Consider the following 18422-nt stretch of genomic DNA (forward strand, 5'->3'; position numbering starts at 1 on the left):
GTCCTCAAGGTTTGCGAAACAATTCGGTGCCGGGCGTCCAGATATAGCCCGCGGAGGCAATATCGGCGGGAATGCCTTCGGCGTTCAGATGGTTGCGGTAGTGCTGCGACGCCTTGTCTTCCTGCTCCTTGGGCACGTAATCGATGCCGTGGGCGCGCAGATCGATTTCCTCGGACAGGGTCTGGCGCACGAAATCCCGGTTGCGTTTGAGGGGGCGCATTTTGGGCAGCGCGCCGACCAGCACCTCGGCCGGGTCGCGGCGCTCGAACTTTTTGAACAGTTCCGAGGCGAAGTTCAGATGGCCCAGTTCGTAGTCAAGGAACCTCTCCCACAACGCCTTGATCCTTGGATTGTCCTCCTGCTCGGCGCAGCTGGCATAGGCATAGACCTCCATGGCCTCATGCACCAGCCACTTCTCCATGAAGGTTTCGCTGGCGTCCATCAGCGACTCGTACTGAGTGACGTGCTGCTCTTCCACCGAAGCGATCTCGGCGTAGAGCGCCCGCGCCACCGGGTCGGCGAAAGTGTTGCCGATGTTCATGTAGTAGTCGTGGGTCTGGTACTCGGAGCTGGTGATCATCGCCGCGTGGATCTTGGTGATCAGCTGCGCGGTGGTCTTGTCGTAGCTGTCGCGCAGGTCGTCGCCGGGGTTGCGGTGATGCTGGCTGGTGGGCCGGCCGGGGATGATGTCGGTGTAGCCTTGCAGGATGTTGTTCGGGTCCTTGCCTTCGAGCCGGTCATACATCGCCGAATATCGATACAGGTGGTCGAAATCCTCCAGCAGACCGAAGCGGTAGGACTGCGCCTGGTAGGGATCAGGCTCGTTCTGGGCCACCGCGGCGGTCACTTCGATTGCCACCTGCTCGTAGGCGATGGTGGTTTCCAGCGGTGAGTGATCCCCGGAAATCAGCCAGTTGATGGCGGTTGCCTGGTGCTGTTCGATGCGGCGGATATGCGCCAGATGAGGCTGCAGCTCGCGGTGAAAACGGGCGCCGAAGTGCTTGAGGCGCAGTGCCTCGGTCTCGATGCCGTTCATGAGGATGATGTGGATGCGCGTGGTCGCATCGTCGTCGAGTTTGCTGATCGGCCGGGCGGCCATTTCACGCCAGGTGAACTGCTGCCTGTCCAGCGGCGTGCCCTTCAGATCCAGAAGTCCGGAAAGTGTTTCCATATCGTTATCTCTCGCTCAGGCCAGGGACACGGTCAGTCCCGTTGTCATGGAAGCGTTTGCCCGCCAGGCGGCGCCCGGCAGACAAAGGGGTGGACTGGCGAGGCAATACCCGGTTCAGGCTGAGCGGGATCTGACCGACCGGCGGGACGACCGTCGCGGGCGGTGACCGCTCGTCGCCCTGCCCGACCTTGGGACCGTCGTGAGGGTCTGCCCATAGAGGCCCTTGTTGACAGTTGGCCGGTGAGACGAGCCATGAGCATTCCCGAGCATTTCGAATTTCATTATGTGGAGAACGGCGTCAAGAAAAGCGTCACGCTGTTTCCGGCGCTGTTGTTCAACAGGAACCCGGCGCACGGCGCACCGCCGCCCGCCCCGAAGCCCGCGCCAACCAGCCATCAGCGTCATGGCTGACCAGCCTGGTGCTGGACACTGCAAGAACGACTGTGGCGTCTAACGCTGCATGAGCAGGAGGAACCCCCGATGATCGATGAACAGAAAATCCGCGAGCGCGCCTATGAATTGTGGGAGCTCGACGGCAAACGCGAAGGCGCCGATGACGATTATTGGCGTCAGGCCAGAGTCCAGCTCGAAGCGGAAATCCAGCCGCCCGGCGCCAATACGCTGGACTCGGTGGGCGGCAGCACCCAAAGCGGCATCGCGGACATGCCGGTGAATCAGACCTCGAACGAGACGTGAATGCGACCCGCCGTTAATCCATTTCAAGCCCAGGGGTGCGCCGGCACCCCGCCCTCCAATCATCACTGTTTTATCCGTCAATGAAAGAAGATCCCGCAAAAGCCCGTCATCCCCTCGACGATATAAAAGCTCCGCAGCGACCTTTCGATGGCATCATTTCCCGACTTGTTCGTTTTGGAGACCCCTATGCTTCGCATGTTTGAACGCTGGCTCGATCCCTTCCCGCCCGATGAAGTGCCGCCTCCGCCCAACGGGCTGGTGCCTTTCCTGTGGGCGTGCACCCGTGGCGCGCGAGGCTACATCCTGGCGTTCGCACTGCTCAGTGCGGGCGTGTCTATCTACGAAGCCTGGCTGTTTTCCTTTCTCGGTCAGGTGGTCGACCTGCTGTCGGCCTGGCAGGCGGGCGGCGAAGTCACTGGCGAGGAAAGCCGCGTGCTCTGGGGCATCGGCATCGTGTTGTTGCTCAGCATCGGGCTGGTAGGGCTGCGCACCATGGTCCAGCACCAGGTATTGGCGATCAACCTGCCTTTGCGGCTGCGCTGGGACTTCCACCGGCTGATGTTGCGCCAGAGCCTGTCGTTCTTTTCCGACGAATTTTCCGGGCGGGTCACCACCAAGGTCATGCAAACGGCGCTGGCGGTGCGTGAAGTCTTGTTCACTCTGATCGAGATCGTGCCGGGGATCGGTGTCTATTTCATCGCGATCATCGCCCTCGCCGGTGGTTTCGCGCTGAAACTGATGTTGCCATTCATTGCCTGGGTGGTGCTGTTCGGCCTGGCGATGCGCTACTTCGTGCCGCGCCTGGGCAAGGTCGGACAGGAGCAGGCGAATGCGCGCTCATCGATGACCGGGCGTATTTCGGACGCCTACACCAACATCACGACCGTGAAGCTGTTCTCCCATTCCAAGCGTGAAGCGCACTTCGCTCGCGCGGCCATGGAAGACTTCAAGCAGACCGGCTTCGTGCAGATGCGCCTGGTTAGCCAGTTCGAGATCGTCAATCAGATCCTGGTCGTCGGGCTGATCATGTCGGCGGGCGGTTACGCCCTGTGGCTGTGGCATCAGGGGCAGGTCGGCGCCGGCGCGGTGGCGGCCATCACCGCCATGGCGCTGCGCATCAACGGCATGTCGCACTGGATCATGTGGCAGATGACCTCGCTGTTTGAAAACATCGGCACCGTTCAGGACGGCATGGAAACCTTGACCCGCGGCCCTAAGGTGCAGGATGCACCCGACGCGGCGACGCTGGTGACCTCGGGCGGCGCGGTGACCTTCGACAACGTCAGCTTTAACTACAACGGCGAACGCCAGGTGCTGGCCGGCCTGAATCTCAACATCCGGCCGGGCGAGAAGATCGGCCTGGTCGGTCGTTCAGGGGCGGGCAAGTCGACCCTGATCAACCTGCTGCTGCGTTTCTATGACGTGGACAGCGGCGAGATCCGCATCGATGGGCAGAACATCGCCAAAGTCACCCAGGACAGCCTGCGCAGCGCCATTGGCATGGTGACCCAGGACACTTCCCTGCTGCACCGCACCATCCGGGAAAACATCGCCTACGGCCGCCCCGACGCGACCGACGCGCAGATCCGTACTGCGGCGATCAACGCCCAGGCGGACGGCTTCATCAGCCAGCTGAGCGATCGACAGGGGCATAGCGGCTACGACACCCTGGTGGGCGAACGCGGCATCAAACTTTCCGGCGGCCAGCGCCAGCGCATCGCCATTGCCCGAGTGATGCTTAAAAACGCGCCGATCCTGCTCCTCGACGAAGCCACCAGCGCCCTGGACTCGGAAGTCGAAGTGGCCATCCAGGAAAGCCTCGACGAAATGATGCAAGGCAAGACCGTCATCGCTATCGCCCACCGCCTGTCCACCATCGCCGCGATGGACCGGCTGATCGTCATGGACGACGGCCGCATCATTGAACAGGGCAGCCACAGCGAACTGCTGGAGAGAAATGGCGTTTACGCGCGCCTCTGGCGGCATCAGAGCGGCGGTTTCCTGGGCGAGGATCAGGGTGTGGCGGAGAGCATCGAACAGGCTTGATACGCACGTCACTTGTAGTAGTGAGCTTGCTCGCGATCTGCCGCAAAGCGGCAGCAGAAACGTTGAGCCGTCGCTATCTCCCTGATGGACCGCGTCATCGTTCATCGCCAGCAAGCTGGCTGCCACGACTGCACGCATCCTCGTAGGAGTGAGCTTGCTCGCGATCTGCCGCGAAGCGGCAGCAGAAACCGCCGGGCCGACGCTGGCTTCCGGGTAGAGCGCGTCATCATTCATCGCCAGCAAGCTGGCTCCTACGACACTCCTTGGAGCCAGCTTGCTGGCGATCTGCCGATCACTGATGCGTGTCCGCTTCCTCAGCCGGATAAAACTCCCCTTCTCGCCCCGTCCCTTCCAGCCGCTCGCGCACGATCGCCTCAACCCGGCTCACTGCCACCTGATCGTCAGGGTCCACCAGCTGCAGGCACAAACGTCGGGCGTTCTGGTCGTGGGTGCCTTCGCTGAGCATCTCGTGGGTGAATACCTGCTCGCCACGCCACAGGCATAGCTGGGTATGGGTTCCGCCGAGCCAGATCTCGTTGATCGAATCGAGGTTGGTGGTCGCCAGTTGATCCACGGTGATCGTCTTGTCCATTGCGTCGTGCCTTTTCAGTGAGTCGATAGAGGTCAGACGTGCAGGCGTGACAGGTCGTTCCCGGATGATCTCATCTGGCGGGGGAAAGACGTGCGGAACTATAACAGGGGGTCGACAGGATCTCAGATTTGCGACAGCCCCCCGTCGACCATCAACTCCACGCCATTCACGTATCGAGCATCGTCAGAGGCCAGAAACAGTGCCGCAGTGGCGATTTCTTCAGGTTGTGCCATATAGCCCAGCGGCGTGATCTCTTTGACGTACTGGCGCAGTGCGGCGATGTCGCTTTCGGTCATTTTCAGTCCGTTGTCCATCAGCGGCGTGCGGGTGAACCCAGGGCTCACCACGTTTGCGCGGATTTTGCGGTTCTTGAGTTCATTGGCCCAGGTGCGCGCAAACGATCGCACCGCTGCCTTGGAAGCGTTGTACAGGCTCAGCCCTTCCATACCGTTGCTGGAGCAGATCGAGGCAGTCAGCACGATGGACGAAGCGTCTTTCATCAAGGGCAGCAACGTTTGCACGCTGAAGAAAACGCCTTTGACGTTCACGTCGAACATTGCGTAGTAAGCGGCTTCACTGGTTTCTCCAAGGGGATGTTTCTCACAGATCCCGGCATTGGCAAACACGGCGTCCAGCCGGTCGCCGCGCGCTTCGATTGCGCGCTTGAGCGCATCGAGATCCGCGTGGCGCGAGACGTCGGACACTACCGCGAGAGCCTTGTCGCCAAGCCTGGCAACCGCCGCGTCCAGCGTGTCCGCTGCCCGTCCCGTGATGTAAACGCGCTGCGCGCCCTCGGTGATCAAGGCTTGCGCGATGGAAAAACCGATTCCGGTGGACCCGCCGGTCACGACGGCTACCTGCTCGCTGAATTTACCTGACATGTCTGACTCCTCGGTCGTTGATGAAGGGTCGTCTGGAACGACTGCGCCCATGGTGAGCGTCATCGCAGCAGAGCGGCACTGACAGGAATGAACAATGGGCGTGCAGTTTTGTAAGGCGAAAGATCAGGAGGGATCCCCTAGATTGGGGCCCATCGGCCTGGCATGAGCGAACGAGAAGCCTGCCCCGCCAGGCCTTTCACTCGTCGTCTTTCACTCGTCGTGAAACCTGAAGGTTTCACACAGGAGGCCTGTCATGTCCCGAATTGCAATCGAAGCGCCCGAGCCACGGCGCTGGTTGATGTTCGCCGTCTTGCTTGTAGGTGCGTTTCTGCCGCCGCTGGATTTCTTTATCGTCAACGTCGCGTTGCCTTCGATACAGCAGGATCTGGGAACAGCCTCCTCTGCCGAGCAGCTGGTGATTTCTTCGTATGCGACGCTCTATGCCGTGACGCTGATCACTGGCGGACGACTCGGCGACCTGTACGGTCGCGGGCGGATGTTTTTCCTTGGCCTGCTGGGCTTCGCCGCTGCCTCGCTGATGTGCGGCCTGGCGACTTCGCCCTGGGTTCTTATCCTCGGTCGCGCCTTGCAGGGCGTGACCGCCGCCGTGATGGCGCCCCAGGCGCTCGCCTCGGTGCAGGCGATCTTCCCGGCGGCGGAGCGGCCATTGGCGTTGAGCCTGTATGGGGCCGTGTTCGGACTGGCGTCTGTGATAGGCCAGGCGCTGGGCGGCGTGCTGATCGCAATCGACGTGATGGGCATGGGTTGGCGCGCAATGTTTCTGGTCAACCTGCCGATCGCGCTGCTGGTCATCGCATTCGGCATCCCTGTCCTCAAGGAAACCCAGGCGCCGCACGCGAGCAAGCTGGACTTGGTGGGCACTGGGTTGTCGATGCTGACCCTGACCGCACTGGTCGTGCCGTTGATCGAAGGCCGCGAAGCGGGATGGCCGTTGTGGGCATGGCTTTCGCTCGCCGCAGTTCCTGTGCTGGCCGCAGTGTTCTGGCGCTACGAAACTCGCTTGCGCGCTGCCGGCGGAACACCCGTCCTCGATCCATCCGTACTGAAAGCGCCTGGTCTGGGCTGGGCGCTAGGGGTCGCGCTGTGCTTCTACGCACTAGGGGTGTTTTTCCTGCTGTTCTCGATGTACATGCAAAGCGCACTGCACATGACCGCGCTGCATGCTGGCCTGATCTTCCTGCCGTTCGGCGCGGGATTTCTCCTGGGCCCCTTGGTGGTTCCCCCGCTCAGGCGCGTCCTGGGAGACTATGTGAATCCCACAGGCATGGGCCTGGAAGTGTTCGGATTGCTTTGGCTCGGCTGGCTCGTGTCGGTGACGCCAACCACCCTCGCGCCGCCCCTTGCATCCCTGGCAACCATTCTGTTCCTGATCGGGTTTGGACAAGGGCTGGCGCTGCCGACGTTGATGCGCATGGTCACTGGCCGGGTCGCGCCGGCGTATGCCGGGATGATCGCAGGCATCACCAGCGCAACCTTGCAAATCAGCACGTCGCTGAGCGTCGCACTGATCGGCGGCGTCTTTTATACCCTGCTTGGGGACCCGCCAACGGCGCCCGGCATCACTCACGCCTTCACGATCTCCCTTCTGTGCATCGCCGCCTGCCTGGCCGTGGGGGCCGTGCTGAGCCTGACACTAGCACGGCAGCCAGCGCAGGTAGCGGAAACGTCGGCCATTCGTCCGACCTGAGGCGCTGCGAGGTTCTAGCTTGCACCGATCATGCTGGAGGCGAGGTCGGCCAGCACGCGCAACCGGTCCATCTGGCGCATGTCCTGGTGATACCCCATCCAGATATCCCGCCCTGGTGGTGGCTCGTGCTCATCCAGCAGCCGCAGTCCCGACATCGAGTCGCCAAGGACGCGCGGCAATACGGCAACGCCCAGCCCCTTAGCGCACATCTGCGCCTGGACCGTGCGGCTGCTGCTGGTGAACACCGTCCGGGCCAGCGGGTAGCGCTGCTGCAGCCATTGCACATCGGGGTAATGGGCCTGAGCGATGTTCATGAGGATCAGGCCCAGGCCCTCGCCGTCTGGCTCGGGCGCCGGGGCATGGGTCGCGGCATAGAGACCGTACGGCAGGGTTGTCAGCTTGCGGTGGACGATGTCGGGTTCGGTGAAGGGCACGATCCGGAAGGCGATGTCCGCATCCCGGCGGGCCAGGTCGAACAGCCGATGTCCGGCAATGACCTCGGGGACGATCAACGGATACCGGTTCACCAGTTCGCTCAGGACCGGCGCCAGCACATGGCAGGCAAACCAGTCAGCCGAAGATATGCGTAACAGCCCTTCCGGCTGGTCGCCATGCCCCGCGAGCCGACGCTCGATCGCCAGCGCGCTGTGCTCCATGTCCTGCGCCAGGCCGAGAATCCTCTCACCACTGTCGGTGAGCACCAGCCCTTGGGCAGTACGCAGGAAAAAGGGCTGCCCGCTGGTTTGTTCAAGCACCTGCAAACGCCGCCCGACCGTCGGGTGACTGACCCCCAACTGCCTGGCGGCGCCACCCAGCGAGCCGCTGCGGGCAATCGCCAGAAAAACCCGCATGTCACTCCAGTCCATGCCCTGCCCCCGACAAAAATAAACGACGAGGTTGCAACAACGGCAGTTCCGCAGCAATCCCCAGCACCACACACCTCGGAGCCGTCAACCGCAGCGAGGCCTTCGACATGTGCATCGGTTTATCGGAGCGCGCTGGGAATGCTGACCACGGTTAGCCGGCGGATTGTCGTTCTGAGACCACATTTGCAGGGCTCCGAATGGTGGCAACTCTATTGAAGGACGCGGGCGCGGCGCACTGCGGGTGTGGAGTGTCGGCTGAATCAGCTGACGCAGTTCGGACACGGTGTGCCGGCAATGAAGTGCCCGAGATTGGCCAATGTGGTCTGGGCAATCTCTTCCAGCGCTTCGGCGGTGAAGAACCCTTGATGCCCGGTCACCAGCACATTCGGGAAGGTCATCAGGCGCTGGAAGACATCGTCGTCGATGATCTCGCCGGAGCGATCCTGGAAGAACAACTCGCTTTCCTGCTCATACACGTCGATGGCGACTTGACCCAGATGGCGCAATTTCAGAGCACGGATGACCGCTTCGGTGTCCACCAGCGCGCCGCGCGAGGTATTGACCAGCATGGCACCGGATTTCATCCGCAACAGCGACACGTCGTTGATCAAGTGCTCTGTTTGCGCGGTCAGTGGGCAATGCAGAGAGACGATGTCCGAGCGTACCAGCAGATCGTCAAGCTCTACATCCTCACCGATCGCCTGGAAGGCAGGCGATGGATAAGGGTCATGGCCAAGCACACTACAACCCATGCCCTTGAAGATGCGCGCCGTCGCCAGCCCGATCTTTCCGGTGCCGACGATGCCTACCGTTTTGCCGTGCAGCGTCCGCCCCAGCAGACCCTCCAGCATGAAGTTGCCCTCGCGTACGCGGTTGTAGGCGCGGTGTGTATGGCGGTTCAGCGTCATGACCAGCGCCAGCGTGTGCTCGGCCACGGCTTCGGGCGAATAGGCAGGCACGCGGGCGACGAAGAAGCCCAGCTGCCGCGCCGTGGCCAGGTCCACATTATTGAAACCTGCACAGCGCAGCACGATGGCGCGCACACGCAACTCGTGCAATGTCCGCAGCACAGGCGCATCAAGCCGGTCATTGACGAACACGCAAACCCCGTCGCAGCCATCCGCCAGCGCGGCTGTACGGGAATCGAGCGTGGCCTCGTTGTACAGAAACTCGACCCGTTGCCCCGCTACGGCGGCCTCATTGGCCTGATCGAGTGAACGGCGGTCGTAGGGACGTGCGCTGAAGACGGCAATTTTCATCTGGAGTATCCGTTTCTGGCTGGGAAGGGTTCTGCGTGGGGGGTGTGCACCTGGCCCTCCCAAGAATGGCCCGATCCTGCATCGCACGGTATCGCGCTGTCCAGCGGAGAGCCTGTTATCAAGAATCGCCAACATGACTCTGTTCAACCGTGTACAGCATTCGGCTGGATATCTCTGCTTTCTCTCGACACGCTGTCTGACGAGTTGGCCGTTCGGGCTCTTAGCGCGACCGGAGCCTGCCATCAGATGCGCCGGTGTGAGTCGAAAACCAGCCACTGTGGAGGCGGCTGGTTGTGTATTTACCCAAGCTTCACATTCATGGTAATCCGCGCGGTGAAGACCTTGACCCCACCCTCGTCGAAGATTTCGACCGGAACGACTTTGTCGCCGGGCGAATTCCAATCAATGTCGCTGCCGTCGGCGATTGCACGAACCGCGGTCTTGGCTTTGGCCAGATGCTCGACGGTCATGCCTTTCGGAATCCAGCGAGCGCCGCCGGGAATGGAAACCTCGGTCATCATGCCGCCGGCGAGTTCGGCAGCGTTACACAGCGCGATCGCGTGGACAGAGGCAAGGTGGTTGGTGATCTCCTTGCGGAAAGGCACGTTCACTTCGGCGCGCCCAGGAGTCAGCACAGAGATTTCCGGGGTGATGGTACTGAAATAGGGGGCCATTTGGCAGGCCATGTTGCTGAAAGCGGAAGCGCCAACGCTTTGATACATGCCGAGAGTCTGGCTCATTTAGGGTGACCTTTGATCGAATGAACGGAGGATAAGGTACAGAACAATATTCTTTTCTAGAACATTATTCTGCTTTCTGCGACCCGTCAACGGCTCGTATGCGATCTCCGTTTCACTTAACATCGCGTTTTTTGGCCGGACTGAAGAATGAAACCTGCTGATCTTCTTGAGCGCTGCTACCCCGGGCGCCGTGCCGAATCCAAACGGCAAATTCTTCGCTGCGCCCTACGGCTATTCAATGAGCACGGCATCGATGCAACCACCATTGATATCATCCGGGCCGAGAGCGAGACGAGTGTAGGATCGATCTATCACCACTTCGGTAACAAGGAAGGCGTGATAGCAGCTCTCTATATGGCGGCTCTGGACGACCAGGCGCAGCTGCGAGACAGCTACATAAGCGGCGTGGATACAACGCGAGAGTGGGTATATTCGCTGGTCTTCAGCTACGTGGACTGGGTCGTGGGCCAGCCAGACTGGGCGCGCTTTCAATACCAGGCGCGCCACGCGGTCGCGCAAAGTGCGTTCGCTGCTCAGCTCAAAGAAGCCAATCGCGTCAGAAATGCTCAGATCAAGGAGTGGTTCAGTGACCCTGCTCATCGGGGTGATTTGAAGGATCTGCCCCGCGAGCTGCTGCCCTCGCTAATGATAGGGTCGGCCGAGAGCTACTGTCGTGCCTGGCTCTCGGGTCGGGTCAAGCACAGCCCGGATGTCTACAGGCAATTGCTCGCCGAATCCGCGTGGCTGAACGTGGGAAACGACGGATAAGAGGGCTTTCCGCTCTTCAGCAACGTTGAAAGCGATCGCGCAAGGTGGGATGGGCTGCGTTATCGTTTTATCGCGGCTCAAGCCGCTCCTACACAAACCCGTAGGAGCGGCTTCAGCCGCGATCTGTCGCTAAGCGGCAGTAATGTCTAAGCGGCGGTCAACAGGTTCTTCAACACCCCCGCCACTATCGCCTCGGGGCAATCCTCCTGAACCAGATGCCCCGCATCCGGAATCAAGCTGCACTCACGTTCCGGGATCAATCGAGCCAGGGCGACGCCCTTCTCATGCGGTATCCACTCATCGTTCTGTCCCCACAGTACGCTGACGGGGCAGTCCATCCGGTCATACAGCCCCTCCACCTCATCAGTGAAAACCTGATCCATCTGCGCGATCTGTCGGTAGAATGCAGGCTGGCCAACCGGCCCGAGCCACGGTTCGCTGTAGATATTCAGCGCCTCCTCGGACAACGGTCGATACGCCGCCGATTGCAGGTACGCATTGAGCAATGCCCGATGCATGTAGTCCGGCATCCCCGCGAAGGCTGTTTCATGCTGGCGTACATGCTGTACGAACGGCGACCCCCAGGGCGCCAGCGCGACGGCATCGAAGATTGTCAGCGATCCGTAGCGCAGGCCGTTGAGGTAGTAAGCTCGTAGCGCCGTAGCGCCACCGAAGTCGTGGGCCAGTACGTCAGGTCGCTGAAGGCCCCATTCGCTGAACAACGCGGCGAGTACGTTGTTCTGCACCGCCAGGGAGACGTTCTGGCCGGGACGCTTTTCGGAGAGTCCGTACCCAACCAGATCGAAGTAATACAGGGTTCGAAGGTCGGTCAGTTGCGGCACTATCCGGCGCCAGACCTGAGAGGAAAAGGGTGTCCCATGGATAGCGACCAGCGCGGGCCCGCTGCCGGTTTTACCCCAGCGAACGGCATTGCCCTCGATGATCGTGGTCTCAGGCAGGTCGAGCATTTTCACCCCCCGTCATTGCCGGTCGACGCATCACCCAAGCATAGCGGGGGTTGCCTGGGACATGTGCAAGCCTTTACTTGCCCCGGGCAGCGAGCCACTTCTTCATCATCCCAATCTCGCCCTCCTGAGCGCGGATCACTTCTTGGGCAAGCTGGCGCACCTGCGCATCCTGACCGTATTGAAGCGCCACTCGGGCCATGTCGATCGCACCCTGGTGATGCGGAATCATGCCGCGCATGAAGTCCACGTCGGCGTCGCCAGTGAACTCGCCCGTCATGTCGGCGTGCATACGCTCTTTACCGGAGCGGTTGGCGGCCGCCGAAGCATCGCCCGAGCTTGTGGCGCTTGCTTGCTGACCGTGCTCGGCGAGCCAGGCGTTCATCATCACGATTTCGCGTTCCTGCATGGAGATGACTTCCTGGGCCAGCGTGCGAACCTCCTGGTCCTTGCCGTACTGCAACGCGACCTTGGCCATATCGATCGCGCCCTGGTGATGCGGAATCATGCCTCGCATGAAATCGACATTGGCGTTGCCTGTGGATGGGGCTGCCATCCCAGCGTGCATCCGCTCGCTCACCGCACGATACGCGGCCGTGGAAGGACTATCCGCTGCGGCCATGCTGGAGGGCATCACATGTCCATGATGCGCCTCGCCGGCGTTGGCCTGCAAAGCGCCTGCAATCACCATGGGTCCTGCGATGAGCAGGAGACTGAACGTTTTGATCTTCATGAGGAGGTTCCATTGACTCCATACGGGTGGGCCAATGTACGGATTACCACGGTGGGAAGGTCAACCCCGAAATGTAACAGGGGCCGGAAGCTTCAAGCGCAGTATCGGCACACGCATGGGCATGGGCAGAGTGCGTAAACTCGAGCCTTGTCTTCCTTCGCAAGCACTCACACGAACGACCTCGCCCGAAGGTAGAACGCCGAAAAGTGGAGACCGGTTTCTCGAACCGAAAATCGCCGCAAACCAGACTCAAGAGCACTGGCACCGAAAAAAGCTCGATGAACTGGAACGTATCGCCGTAGCGACTGATCTGAACGTCTCTGGAACAGTCCTTTCAGCGCAGCGATACGCCCAGATCCGGGTGACGGGAGCCATCGATGTTTCACCTTATGTTCACAACTCCTTGTCTGTATGTGATCGTGCGATTCATCTGGCCCATGCCATGGCCTCTGGCTGCCAGACTGACAAGCGCGGTAGTGCTGCTGCTCGCTTCGCAATATCACTTGTTTGCCAGATTCTCGTCAGGGAGCGTGTTCGCGCCGGAGTTTCCCCGCGCAGTGGTCATTCTTTTCAACTGGGCGTTTGGCGCGATCCTGTTGATTGCCGTGCTGCAGATCGTCGTCGATCTGGGCACGCTGCTGACAATGCTGGTTCGCCGACAGTGGCTGACCGTTCCCTTTTCGCTGCGCTATGCCGTCGGCGCCGCCGCGCTGACGCTGGCAGCCGTCGGCGTTCATCAGGCGATACGGGTGCCCCCTGTGAAGGATATCGAGGTTGCCATCCAGGGCCTGCCGCCGCAGTTCGACGGCTATACGATGTTGCAACTGACCGATCTGCACATCAGTCGACTGTTCGATGAACCCTGGACGCGCGCGGTGGTGGAACGCTCGAACGCGCTGAACGTAAACCTGATCGTGATCACCGGCGATCTGATCGACGGCCCGCTCAGCGCCCGCCTTGCAGACGTGGAACCGTTACGGAACCTGCGCGCCCCGGATGGGGTGTATGTAATTCCGGGCAACCACGAGTATTTCTTCGACCACGACACCTGGATGAAGCACTTCGCCTCGCTGGGCATGCGGACACTCGCCAATAGCCACTCGGTCATCGAACATGGCGGCGCGCTGTTAACCCTGGCCGGCGTCACCGATCTGAGCGCCCCACGCGCCGGTCTGCCGGGGCCGAATCTGAAACAGGCCCTGGCGGGAGCCCCCGCAGACGCCCCGGTCATCCTGCTCGACCACCAGCCACGCAACGCGCTGGTGGCCGCGCGTCAGGGCGTGGCCCTGCAGTTATCCGGTCACACCCACGGGGGCATGATCCGTCCGCTGGCCCCGATCATCGCCAACGCCAACGAAGGTTACGTCTCCGGTTTCTATGACGTGCAAGGCATGCGGCTGTACGTCAACAACGGCACGGCACTCTGGCCGGGCTTCGCCCAGCGGCTGGGTGTTCCTTCGGAGTTGACGCGTATCACCCTGAGGCGCGCCGGGCGGTCGGAGGCGCAAGCGACCGCCACCCGTTGATGCGGGCCACCGTGCAGTCCGTTTTTTCACACCTCGCGTAGGAGCCAGCTTGCTGGCGATAGGCCACGGAAGAAACGATATGTCGGCACAGGGCGCCGGGTTTATCGCCAGCAAGCTGGCTCCTACATGAGATTGAATGCGCGGCACAGGCGCTGGAAAATTTAAATCGAGATAAGCACTATACGACTGGTCTAATTGCTGATACTTTGGCCTCACGTTCACTTAGCCGAGGTGGCGCATTTGCCAGCTATCTAGACGACCGGTCTACGCAGATCACTCAAAGACTACGCTTGTCCATTACCGCCTGACTCATGAATAGAGGAACTTGCCAATGAAAATCCTGATCGTTCTGACTTCGCACGACACCCTGGGCAACACCGGTCGCAAAACCGGTTTCTGGCTTGAAGAGCTGGCGGCGCCCTACTACGCGTTTCTTGACGCAGGCGCGGAGATCGTTCTGACGTCGCCAAACGGCGGTCAGCCGCCGCTCGATCCCAAGAGCAACGAGCCTTCCTTCCAGACCGACCTGACCCGCCGCTTCGAAGCGGATGCGGAAGCGAACGCGAAACTGGCCGCCACCGTACGCCTGGACAGCGTGACCCAGGCAGATTTCGATGCGGTGTTTTACCCAGGGGGCCACGGTCCGCTCTGGGACCTGGCGGGGGATTCCCATTCGATCCAGCTGATCGAAGCCTTCCTCGCCGCCGGCAAGCCTGTTGCCCTTGTGTGCCATGCGCCGGGCGTCCTGCGCCATGTGAAAAAGCCGGATGGAACGCCGCTGGTCGAAGGCAAGAAAGTCACCGGGTTCACCAACACCGAGGAACAAGCCGTAGGCCTGACCGACGTGGTGCCTTTCCTGGTGGAAGACGAACTCAAGGCCAAAGGCGGCCTGTATTCCAAAGGGGACGACTGGGGTTCCTATGTGGTCAGCGACGGTCTGTTGATCACAGGTCAAAACCCTGCTTCCTCGGCTGCAGCCGCCAAGGTTCTGGTCGAGCATCTGACCCGCTGAACCCTGCGCATCAATCTGCCCGGAGGCGCCGTCGCGCCTCCGCGGTTCGCGCCTGAAACCTCACCTTTCACGACCGGCACGCCTGATGGCGCGGCCGACGTTCGCCAAGGAATCGACCATGAAACACCGCTCGCTCTTCGACCCAGTCAAACTGGGCAACCATACCCTCAAGAACCGGATCGTGATGCCGGCGCTGACCCGTCAGCGCAGCGCGCAGCCGGGTGACGTGCCCACTTCGCAGATGGCAACCTACTATCAACAACGCGCCAGTGCGGGGTTCATTGTCACCGAAGGCACGCAGATCGAGCCGCGTGGCAAGGGCTACGCCTGGACTCCTGGCATCTACAGCCAGGCGCAAATCGAAGGTTGGCGCCAGGTCACCGATGCCGTCCACGTCGAGGGCGGCGTGATCTTCGCGCAGCTCTGGCATGTGGGCCGCGTGTCTCATACCGAATTGCAGCCGGAACGCGGGGCGCCGGTCGGCCCTTCGGCGATTCCGGCGACCAACGCGAAATCCTTCATCGAAACGTCGCCGGGCGCCGGCACCCTCGTCCAGCCTTCCATGCCGAGAGCATTGACGGTCCCCGAAATCAAGGAACTGGTGAGAACCTACGCCCAGGCCGCACGAAACGCGCTGGACGCGGGTTTTGACGGGGTCGAGATCCATTCGGCGAACGGCTATCTGGTCAACCAGTTCATCTCGACCCACGCCAACCAGCGCGATGATGAATACGGCGGTTCGCTGACCAACCGGCTGCGCTTCCTGCGCGAAGTGGTCGAGGCGGTCAGTGCGGTCGTCGGCCCGGATCGCCTTGGGGTCCGGTTTACGCCGCTGTTCACCAGCACCAGTGAAGACCGGGTCTACATCGGTTTCGTCGAGGACGACCCACATCAAACCTACCTGGAAGCCATCAAGGTGCTGGAAGAAGCAGGTGTTGCGTACCTGTCCATTGCCGAAGCCGACTGGGCCAATGCCCCCGAGCTGCCCGAAACGTTTCGCCGTGATGCACGACGCGCGTTCAGCGGACGCATTGTTTACGCCGGTCTGTACGACGCGGCTCGGGCGGCTCGTCTTGTCGACGCGGGCCTGGCCGACTTCGTAGCGTTCGGGCGGCCGTTCATTGCCAACCCGGACTTGCCGCAACGGATAGCCAACGACTGGCCACTCAATCCGGTCGACCCGACCACGCTTTACGGCGGCGGCGATCAGGGATTCACGGACTATCCGGTGTATCGCGAATCTGAAATCGAGGAACAGGTGCTGTCATGAGTCAGATATTGAGGGCAAGTCTTCTGGACGTGTCTCGACAACCATCTGCCTGACCCGAACAAATACATGGGCGAGATCTCGACAACTAGACGATCGGTCTAGCTTTTGCTAGGGTGCTGCTGCCGCCAGGCGCAGCACATCGCTCCCGACAGGATCATCGAGGTGCCCTGTGAACTGGTAGGCTGGACTCAATAGAACGCCGGCGATACGAAAGGCAGTCCTGCCCGATTCCTCAAGTGTGAAATGACCCTATGAATGCATCTACCCGATTCAAGACGTCCGATGTCCGTGCGGAGATTCTTCAGGTCGGCCAGCGGATCATGGCGACCAAGGGCTACTCCGCCGTCGGCCTGAACGAAATCCTCACCACCGCCGGTGTGCCGAAGGGGTCTTTCTATCACTACTTCGGTTCCAAGGACGCCTTCGGAGAGGCGCTTCTGGAGAGCTATTTCGAGGACTACCTGGCCGATATGGACCGCATATTCAGCCAGCCGGGCGTAAGCATGACCGAGCGCCTGATGAATTACTGGCGAGTCTGGCAAGACACCCAGTCCTTCCAGGAATGCCAGGGCAAATGCCTTGCCGTGAAACTGGGCGTCGAAGTCGCCGACCTTTCGGAAACCATGCGCTCGGTCCTCAAGCGAGGTACTTCGGGGATCACCCGCAGAATCGCGCAAGCCATTGAAGGTGGCGTGGCCGAGGGGTCGTTTACCATCGACGAAGACGCCAGCACCGTTGCCGAAAGCCTGTATCAGCTGTGGGTAGGCGCCAGCGTCATGGTCAAGATCAGTCGCAGTCTGCAACCTTTCGAAACCGCGATGACCAGTACCCGGCATCTCCTCAAGATCGCCTGAATCTTGTGCGGCGCCCGCTGAATCAGACATCAGCGTCCCGGGCGCCGGTTCATCCTCAGCTTTCCAGCGCCCTCGCCCGTTGCCGGCGCTCCTGCGCCTTGGGCTCCTGCGCCGGCTGCAAAGTGAAGTCGAATTCGATTTCGGCAAAGCGCCCGGTGACGCCATGGGTTTCGGCGCGCGCGGCGTCGTCACAGAACTCGATGCTTGCGATCAACTCATCACGGGTTGCGTAGGCGAAGTCGTCGTGCAGGTATTGGTCGCCGTCCAGATTGATCTGGGTGGTGAGGTGTCGATGACCCGGCGCCGAGATGAAGAAATGCACATGGGCCGGACGTTGACCGTGACGACCGAGCTGGTCGAGTAATTGTTGGGTCGGGCCGTCCGGTGGGCAGCCGTAGCCAGAGGGTACGATGCTGCGAAAACGGTAGCGCCCTTCGGCGTCGGTCACGATACGCCGGCGCAGATTGAATTCCGACTGCGACGGATCGAAGTAGGAGTAGGTTCCGCCGGTATTGGCGTGCCAGACATCTACAATGGCTCCGGCCAGCGGGTTGCCTTCGGTATCGACCACTTGCCCGCTCATGAACAGCGGCACGCCCGGGTCCTGACCGTCGTCCAGCCGCGCTTCACTCTGGCACAGCGGCGCGCCAGCCACATACAAGGGGCCTTCGATGGTGCGCGGGGTGCCACCGGTGCGGCCGGCCTCCTGGTCTTCGGCGTCCAGCAACAGGTCCAGGTAATGCTCAAGCCCCAGGCCCGCCACCAGCAAGCCGGCTTCCTGCCGGGCGCCCAAGGTATTGAGATAGTTGACGGCCTTCCAGAATTCTTCGGGGCTGATCCGCAGGTCTTCGATGATCTTGACGGTATCGGTGAGCACGCGGTGAATCACGGTTTTCATTCGCGCGCTGCCGGCGTCGTTATCGAAGCCGCTGGCGTTTTCCAGGAACTTCTGCAGCTCGGCGGTATGGGCGATACGTACGGTCATGACAGGTCCTCGTTTTGTTTTTATGTCAGGCAAAGACTCAAGGTTCGGGTCAGCGGTCGTCGTCATGGATCGACGACGGGTGACGGCACATCGCGGTGACCTCGATTTCCATGTAGGGGTAAAGCGGCAGTTGCATCAGGGTGTCATGCAGGGTCTGCGCGTCGGGGACGTCGAACACGCTCACGTTGGCATACAGCCCCGCGATGCGCCACAGGTGGCGCCAGGTGCCTTCGCGCTGAAGGCGCTGGGCCAGTTCTTTCTCGTCGGCCTTCAGCCGGGCGGCCTGCTCGGCGGGCATATCGACCGGCAGTTTCACGGTCATGCGGACATGGAACAGCATGCGGCACTCC

General features: G+C 61.3%; 19 protein-coding genes. 9 read left to right on the top strand and 10 right to left on the bottom strand.

Annotation, left to right across the window (positions count from 1 at the left end):
• Positions 1–4: 4 nt before the first annotated feature.
• A complete protein-coding gene (locus tag TRP66_RS01335; protein WP_333399514.1) occupies positions 5–1171 on the bottom strand; it encodes a hypothetical protein in 1167 nt (388 codons plus the stop codon).
• A 252-nt stretch (positions 1172–1423) separates the two neighbouring features.
• Between TRP66_RS01335 and TRP66_RS01340 the strand changes: the two genes are divergently transcribed.
• The 3 genes from TRP66_RS01340 to TRP66_RS01350 all read left to right on the top strand — a co-directional run bounded on the left by TRP66_RS01340 (position 1424) and on the right by TRP66_RS01350 (position 3913).
• Positions 1424–1582, top strand: coding sequence for a hypothetical protein (locus TRP66_RS01340; RefSeq protein ID WP_333399515.1), 159 nt, complete (start codon positions 1424–1426; stop codon positions 1580–1582).
• 69 nt (positions 1583–1651) lie between these two features.
• The gene (locus tag TRP66_RS01345) at positions 1652–1867 is read left to right on the top strand and encodes a DUF2934 domain-containing protein (RefSeq protein ID WP_333399516.1); all 216 of its coding nucleotides are present in this window, start codon (positions 1652–1654) and stop codon (positions 1865–1867) included.
• 186 nt (positions 1868–2053) lie between these two features.
• Positions 2054–3913: an ABC transporter ATP-binding protein gene (locus TRP66_RS01350; protein WP_333399517.1), complete on the top strand. Its 1860-nt coding sequence runs from the start codon at positions 2054–2056 to the stop codon at positions 3911–3913.
• Positions 3914–4205: 292 nt separating this feature from the next.
• Here the strand turns inward: TRP66_RS01350 and TRP66_RS01355 are convergent, their stop codons facing one another.
• Positions 4206–4505: a hypothetical protein gene (locus TRP66_RS01355; RefSeq protein ID WP_333399518.1), complete on the bottom strand. Its 300-nt coding sequence runs from the start codon at positions 4503–4505 to the stop codon at positions 4206–4208.
• Positions 4506–4627: 122 nt separating this feature from the next.
• Positions 4628–5386 carry an SDR family NAD(P)-dependent oxidoreductase gene (locus TRP66_RS01360; protein ID WP_333399519.1) on the bottom strand — a complete coding sequence of 253 codons (759 nt, stop codon included), beginning with the start codon at positions 5384–5386 and terminating at the stop codon, positions 4628–4630.
• A 253-nt stretch (positions 5387–5639) separates the two neighbouring features.
• Here TRP66_RS01360 and TRP66_RS01365 point away from each other — a divergent pair, with 253 nt between their 5' ends.
• The gene (locus TRP66_RS01365) at positions 5640–7094 is read left to right on the top strand and encodes an MFS transporter (RefSeq protein ID WP_333399520.1); all 1455 of its coding nucleotides are present in this window, start codon (positions 5640–5642) and stop codon (positions 7092–7094) included.
• 14 nt (positions 7095–7108) lie between these two features.
• Here TRP66_RS01365 and TRP66_RS01370 read toward each other — a convergent pair whose 3' ends face one another.
• From TRP66_RS01370 to TRP66_RS01380, 3 genes are all read right to left on the bottom strand, one after another.
• Entirely contained in the window at positions 7109–7960 is an 852-nt protein-coding gene (locus TRP66_RS01370; protein WP_333399521.1) for a LysR family transcriptional regulator, read from the bottom strand.
• A 260-nt stretch (positions 7961–8220) separates the two neighbouring features.
• On the bottom strand, positions 8221–9219 hold the full coding sequence (locus tag TRP66_RS01375) for a 2-hydroxyacid dehydrogenase (protein ID WP_333399522.1): 999 nt from the start codon (positions 9217–9219) through the stop codon (positions 8221–8223).
• Between the two features lie 299 nt (positions 9220–9518).
• Complete coding sequence (locus TRP66_RS01380; protein WP_333399523.1) at positions 9519–9959, bottom strand: hotdog fold domain-containing protein; 441 nt, start codon at positions 9957–9959, stop codon at positions 9519–9521.
• A 147-nt stretch (positions 9960–10106) separates the two neighbouring features.
• On the opposite strand from TRP66_RS01380, the gene TRP66_RS01385 reads away from it, so the two are divergent.
• Positions 10107–10727, top strand: coding sequence for a TetR/AcrR family transcriptional regulator (locus TRP66_RS01385; protein ID WP_333399524.1), 621 nt, complete (start codon positions 10107–10109; stop codon positions 10725–10727).
• A 146-nt stretch (positions 10728–10873) separates the two neighbouring features.
• On the opposite strand, the gene TRP66_RS01390 is transcribed toward TRP66_RS01385, so the two are convergent.
• Positions 10874–11695 (bottom strand): alpha/beta fold hydrolase, encoded by an 822-nt coding sequence (locus TRP66_RS01390; protein WP_333399525.1) that lies wholly within the window; start codon positions 11693–11695, stop codon positions 10874–10876.
• Between the two features lie 73 nt (positions 11696–11768).
• Positions 11769–12425: a CopM family metallochaperone gene (copM, locus tag TRP66_RS01395; protein WP_333399526.1), complete on the bottom strand. Its 657-nt coding sequence runs from the start codon at positions 12423–12425 to the stop codon at positions 11769–11771.
• Between the two features lie 377 nt (positions 12426–12802).
• Here copM and TRP66_RS01400 point away from each other — a divergent pair, with 377 nt between their 5' ends.
• The 4 genes from TRP66_RS01400 (at position 12803) to TRP66_RS01415 (ending at position 17087) form a co-directional block, all read left to right on the top strand.
• Positions 12803–13951, top strand: coding sequence for a metallophosphoesterase (locus TRP66_RS01400; protein WP_333399527.1), 1149 nt, complete (start codon positions 12803–12805; stop codon positions 13949–13951).
• Between the two features lie 331 nt (positions 13952–14282).
• Complete coding sequence (locus TRP66_RS01405; RefSeq protein ID WP_333399528.1) at positions 14283–14963, top strand: type 1 glutamine amidotransferase domain-containing protein; 681 nt, start codon at positions 14283–14285, stop codon at positions 14961–14963.
• A 118-nt stretch (positions 14964–15081) separates the two neighbouring features.
• The gene (locus tag TRP66_RS01410) at positions 15082–16233 is read left to right on the top strand and encodes an alkene reductase (RefSeq protein ID WP_333399529.1); all 1152 of its coding nucleotides are present in this window, start codon (positions 15082–15084) and stop codon (positions 16231–16233) included.
• Positions 16234–16484: 251 nt separating this feature from the next.
• Positions 16485–17087: a TetR/AcrR family transcriptional regulator gene (locus TRP66_RS01415; protein WP_333399530.1), complete on the top strand. Its 603-nt coding sequence runs from the start codon at positions 16485–16487 to the stop codon at positions 17085–17087.
• Between the two features lie 55 nt (positions 17088–17142).
• Here TRP66_RS01415 and catA read toward each other — a convergent pair whose 3' ends face one another.
• Positions 17143–18072, bottom strand: a complete 930-nt coding sequence (gene catA, locus TRP66_RS01420) for a catechol 1,2-dioxygenase (protein WP_333399531.1) — start codon at positions 18070–18072, stop codon at positions 17143–17145.
• 49 nt (positions 18073–18121) lie between these two features.
• Positions 18122–18412: a muconolactone Delta-isomerase gene (gene catC, locus TRP66_RS01425; protein ID WP_333399532.1), complete on the bottom strand. Its 291-nt coding sequence runs from the start codon at positions 18410–18412 to the stop codon at positions 18122–18124.
• Positions 18413–18422 lie beyond the last annotated feature (10 nt).

The sequence above is a fragment of the Pseudomonas sp. JDS28PS106 genome (genome assembly GCF_036706555.1).
Taxonomy (GTDB): Bacteria; Pseudomonadota; Gammaproteobacteria; order Pseudomonadales; family Pseudomonadaceae; genus Aquipseudomonas.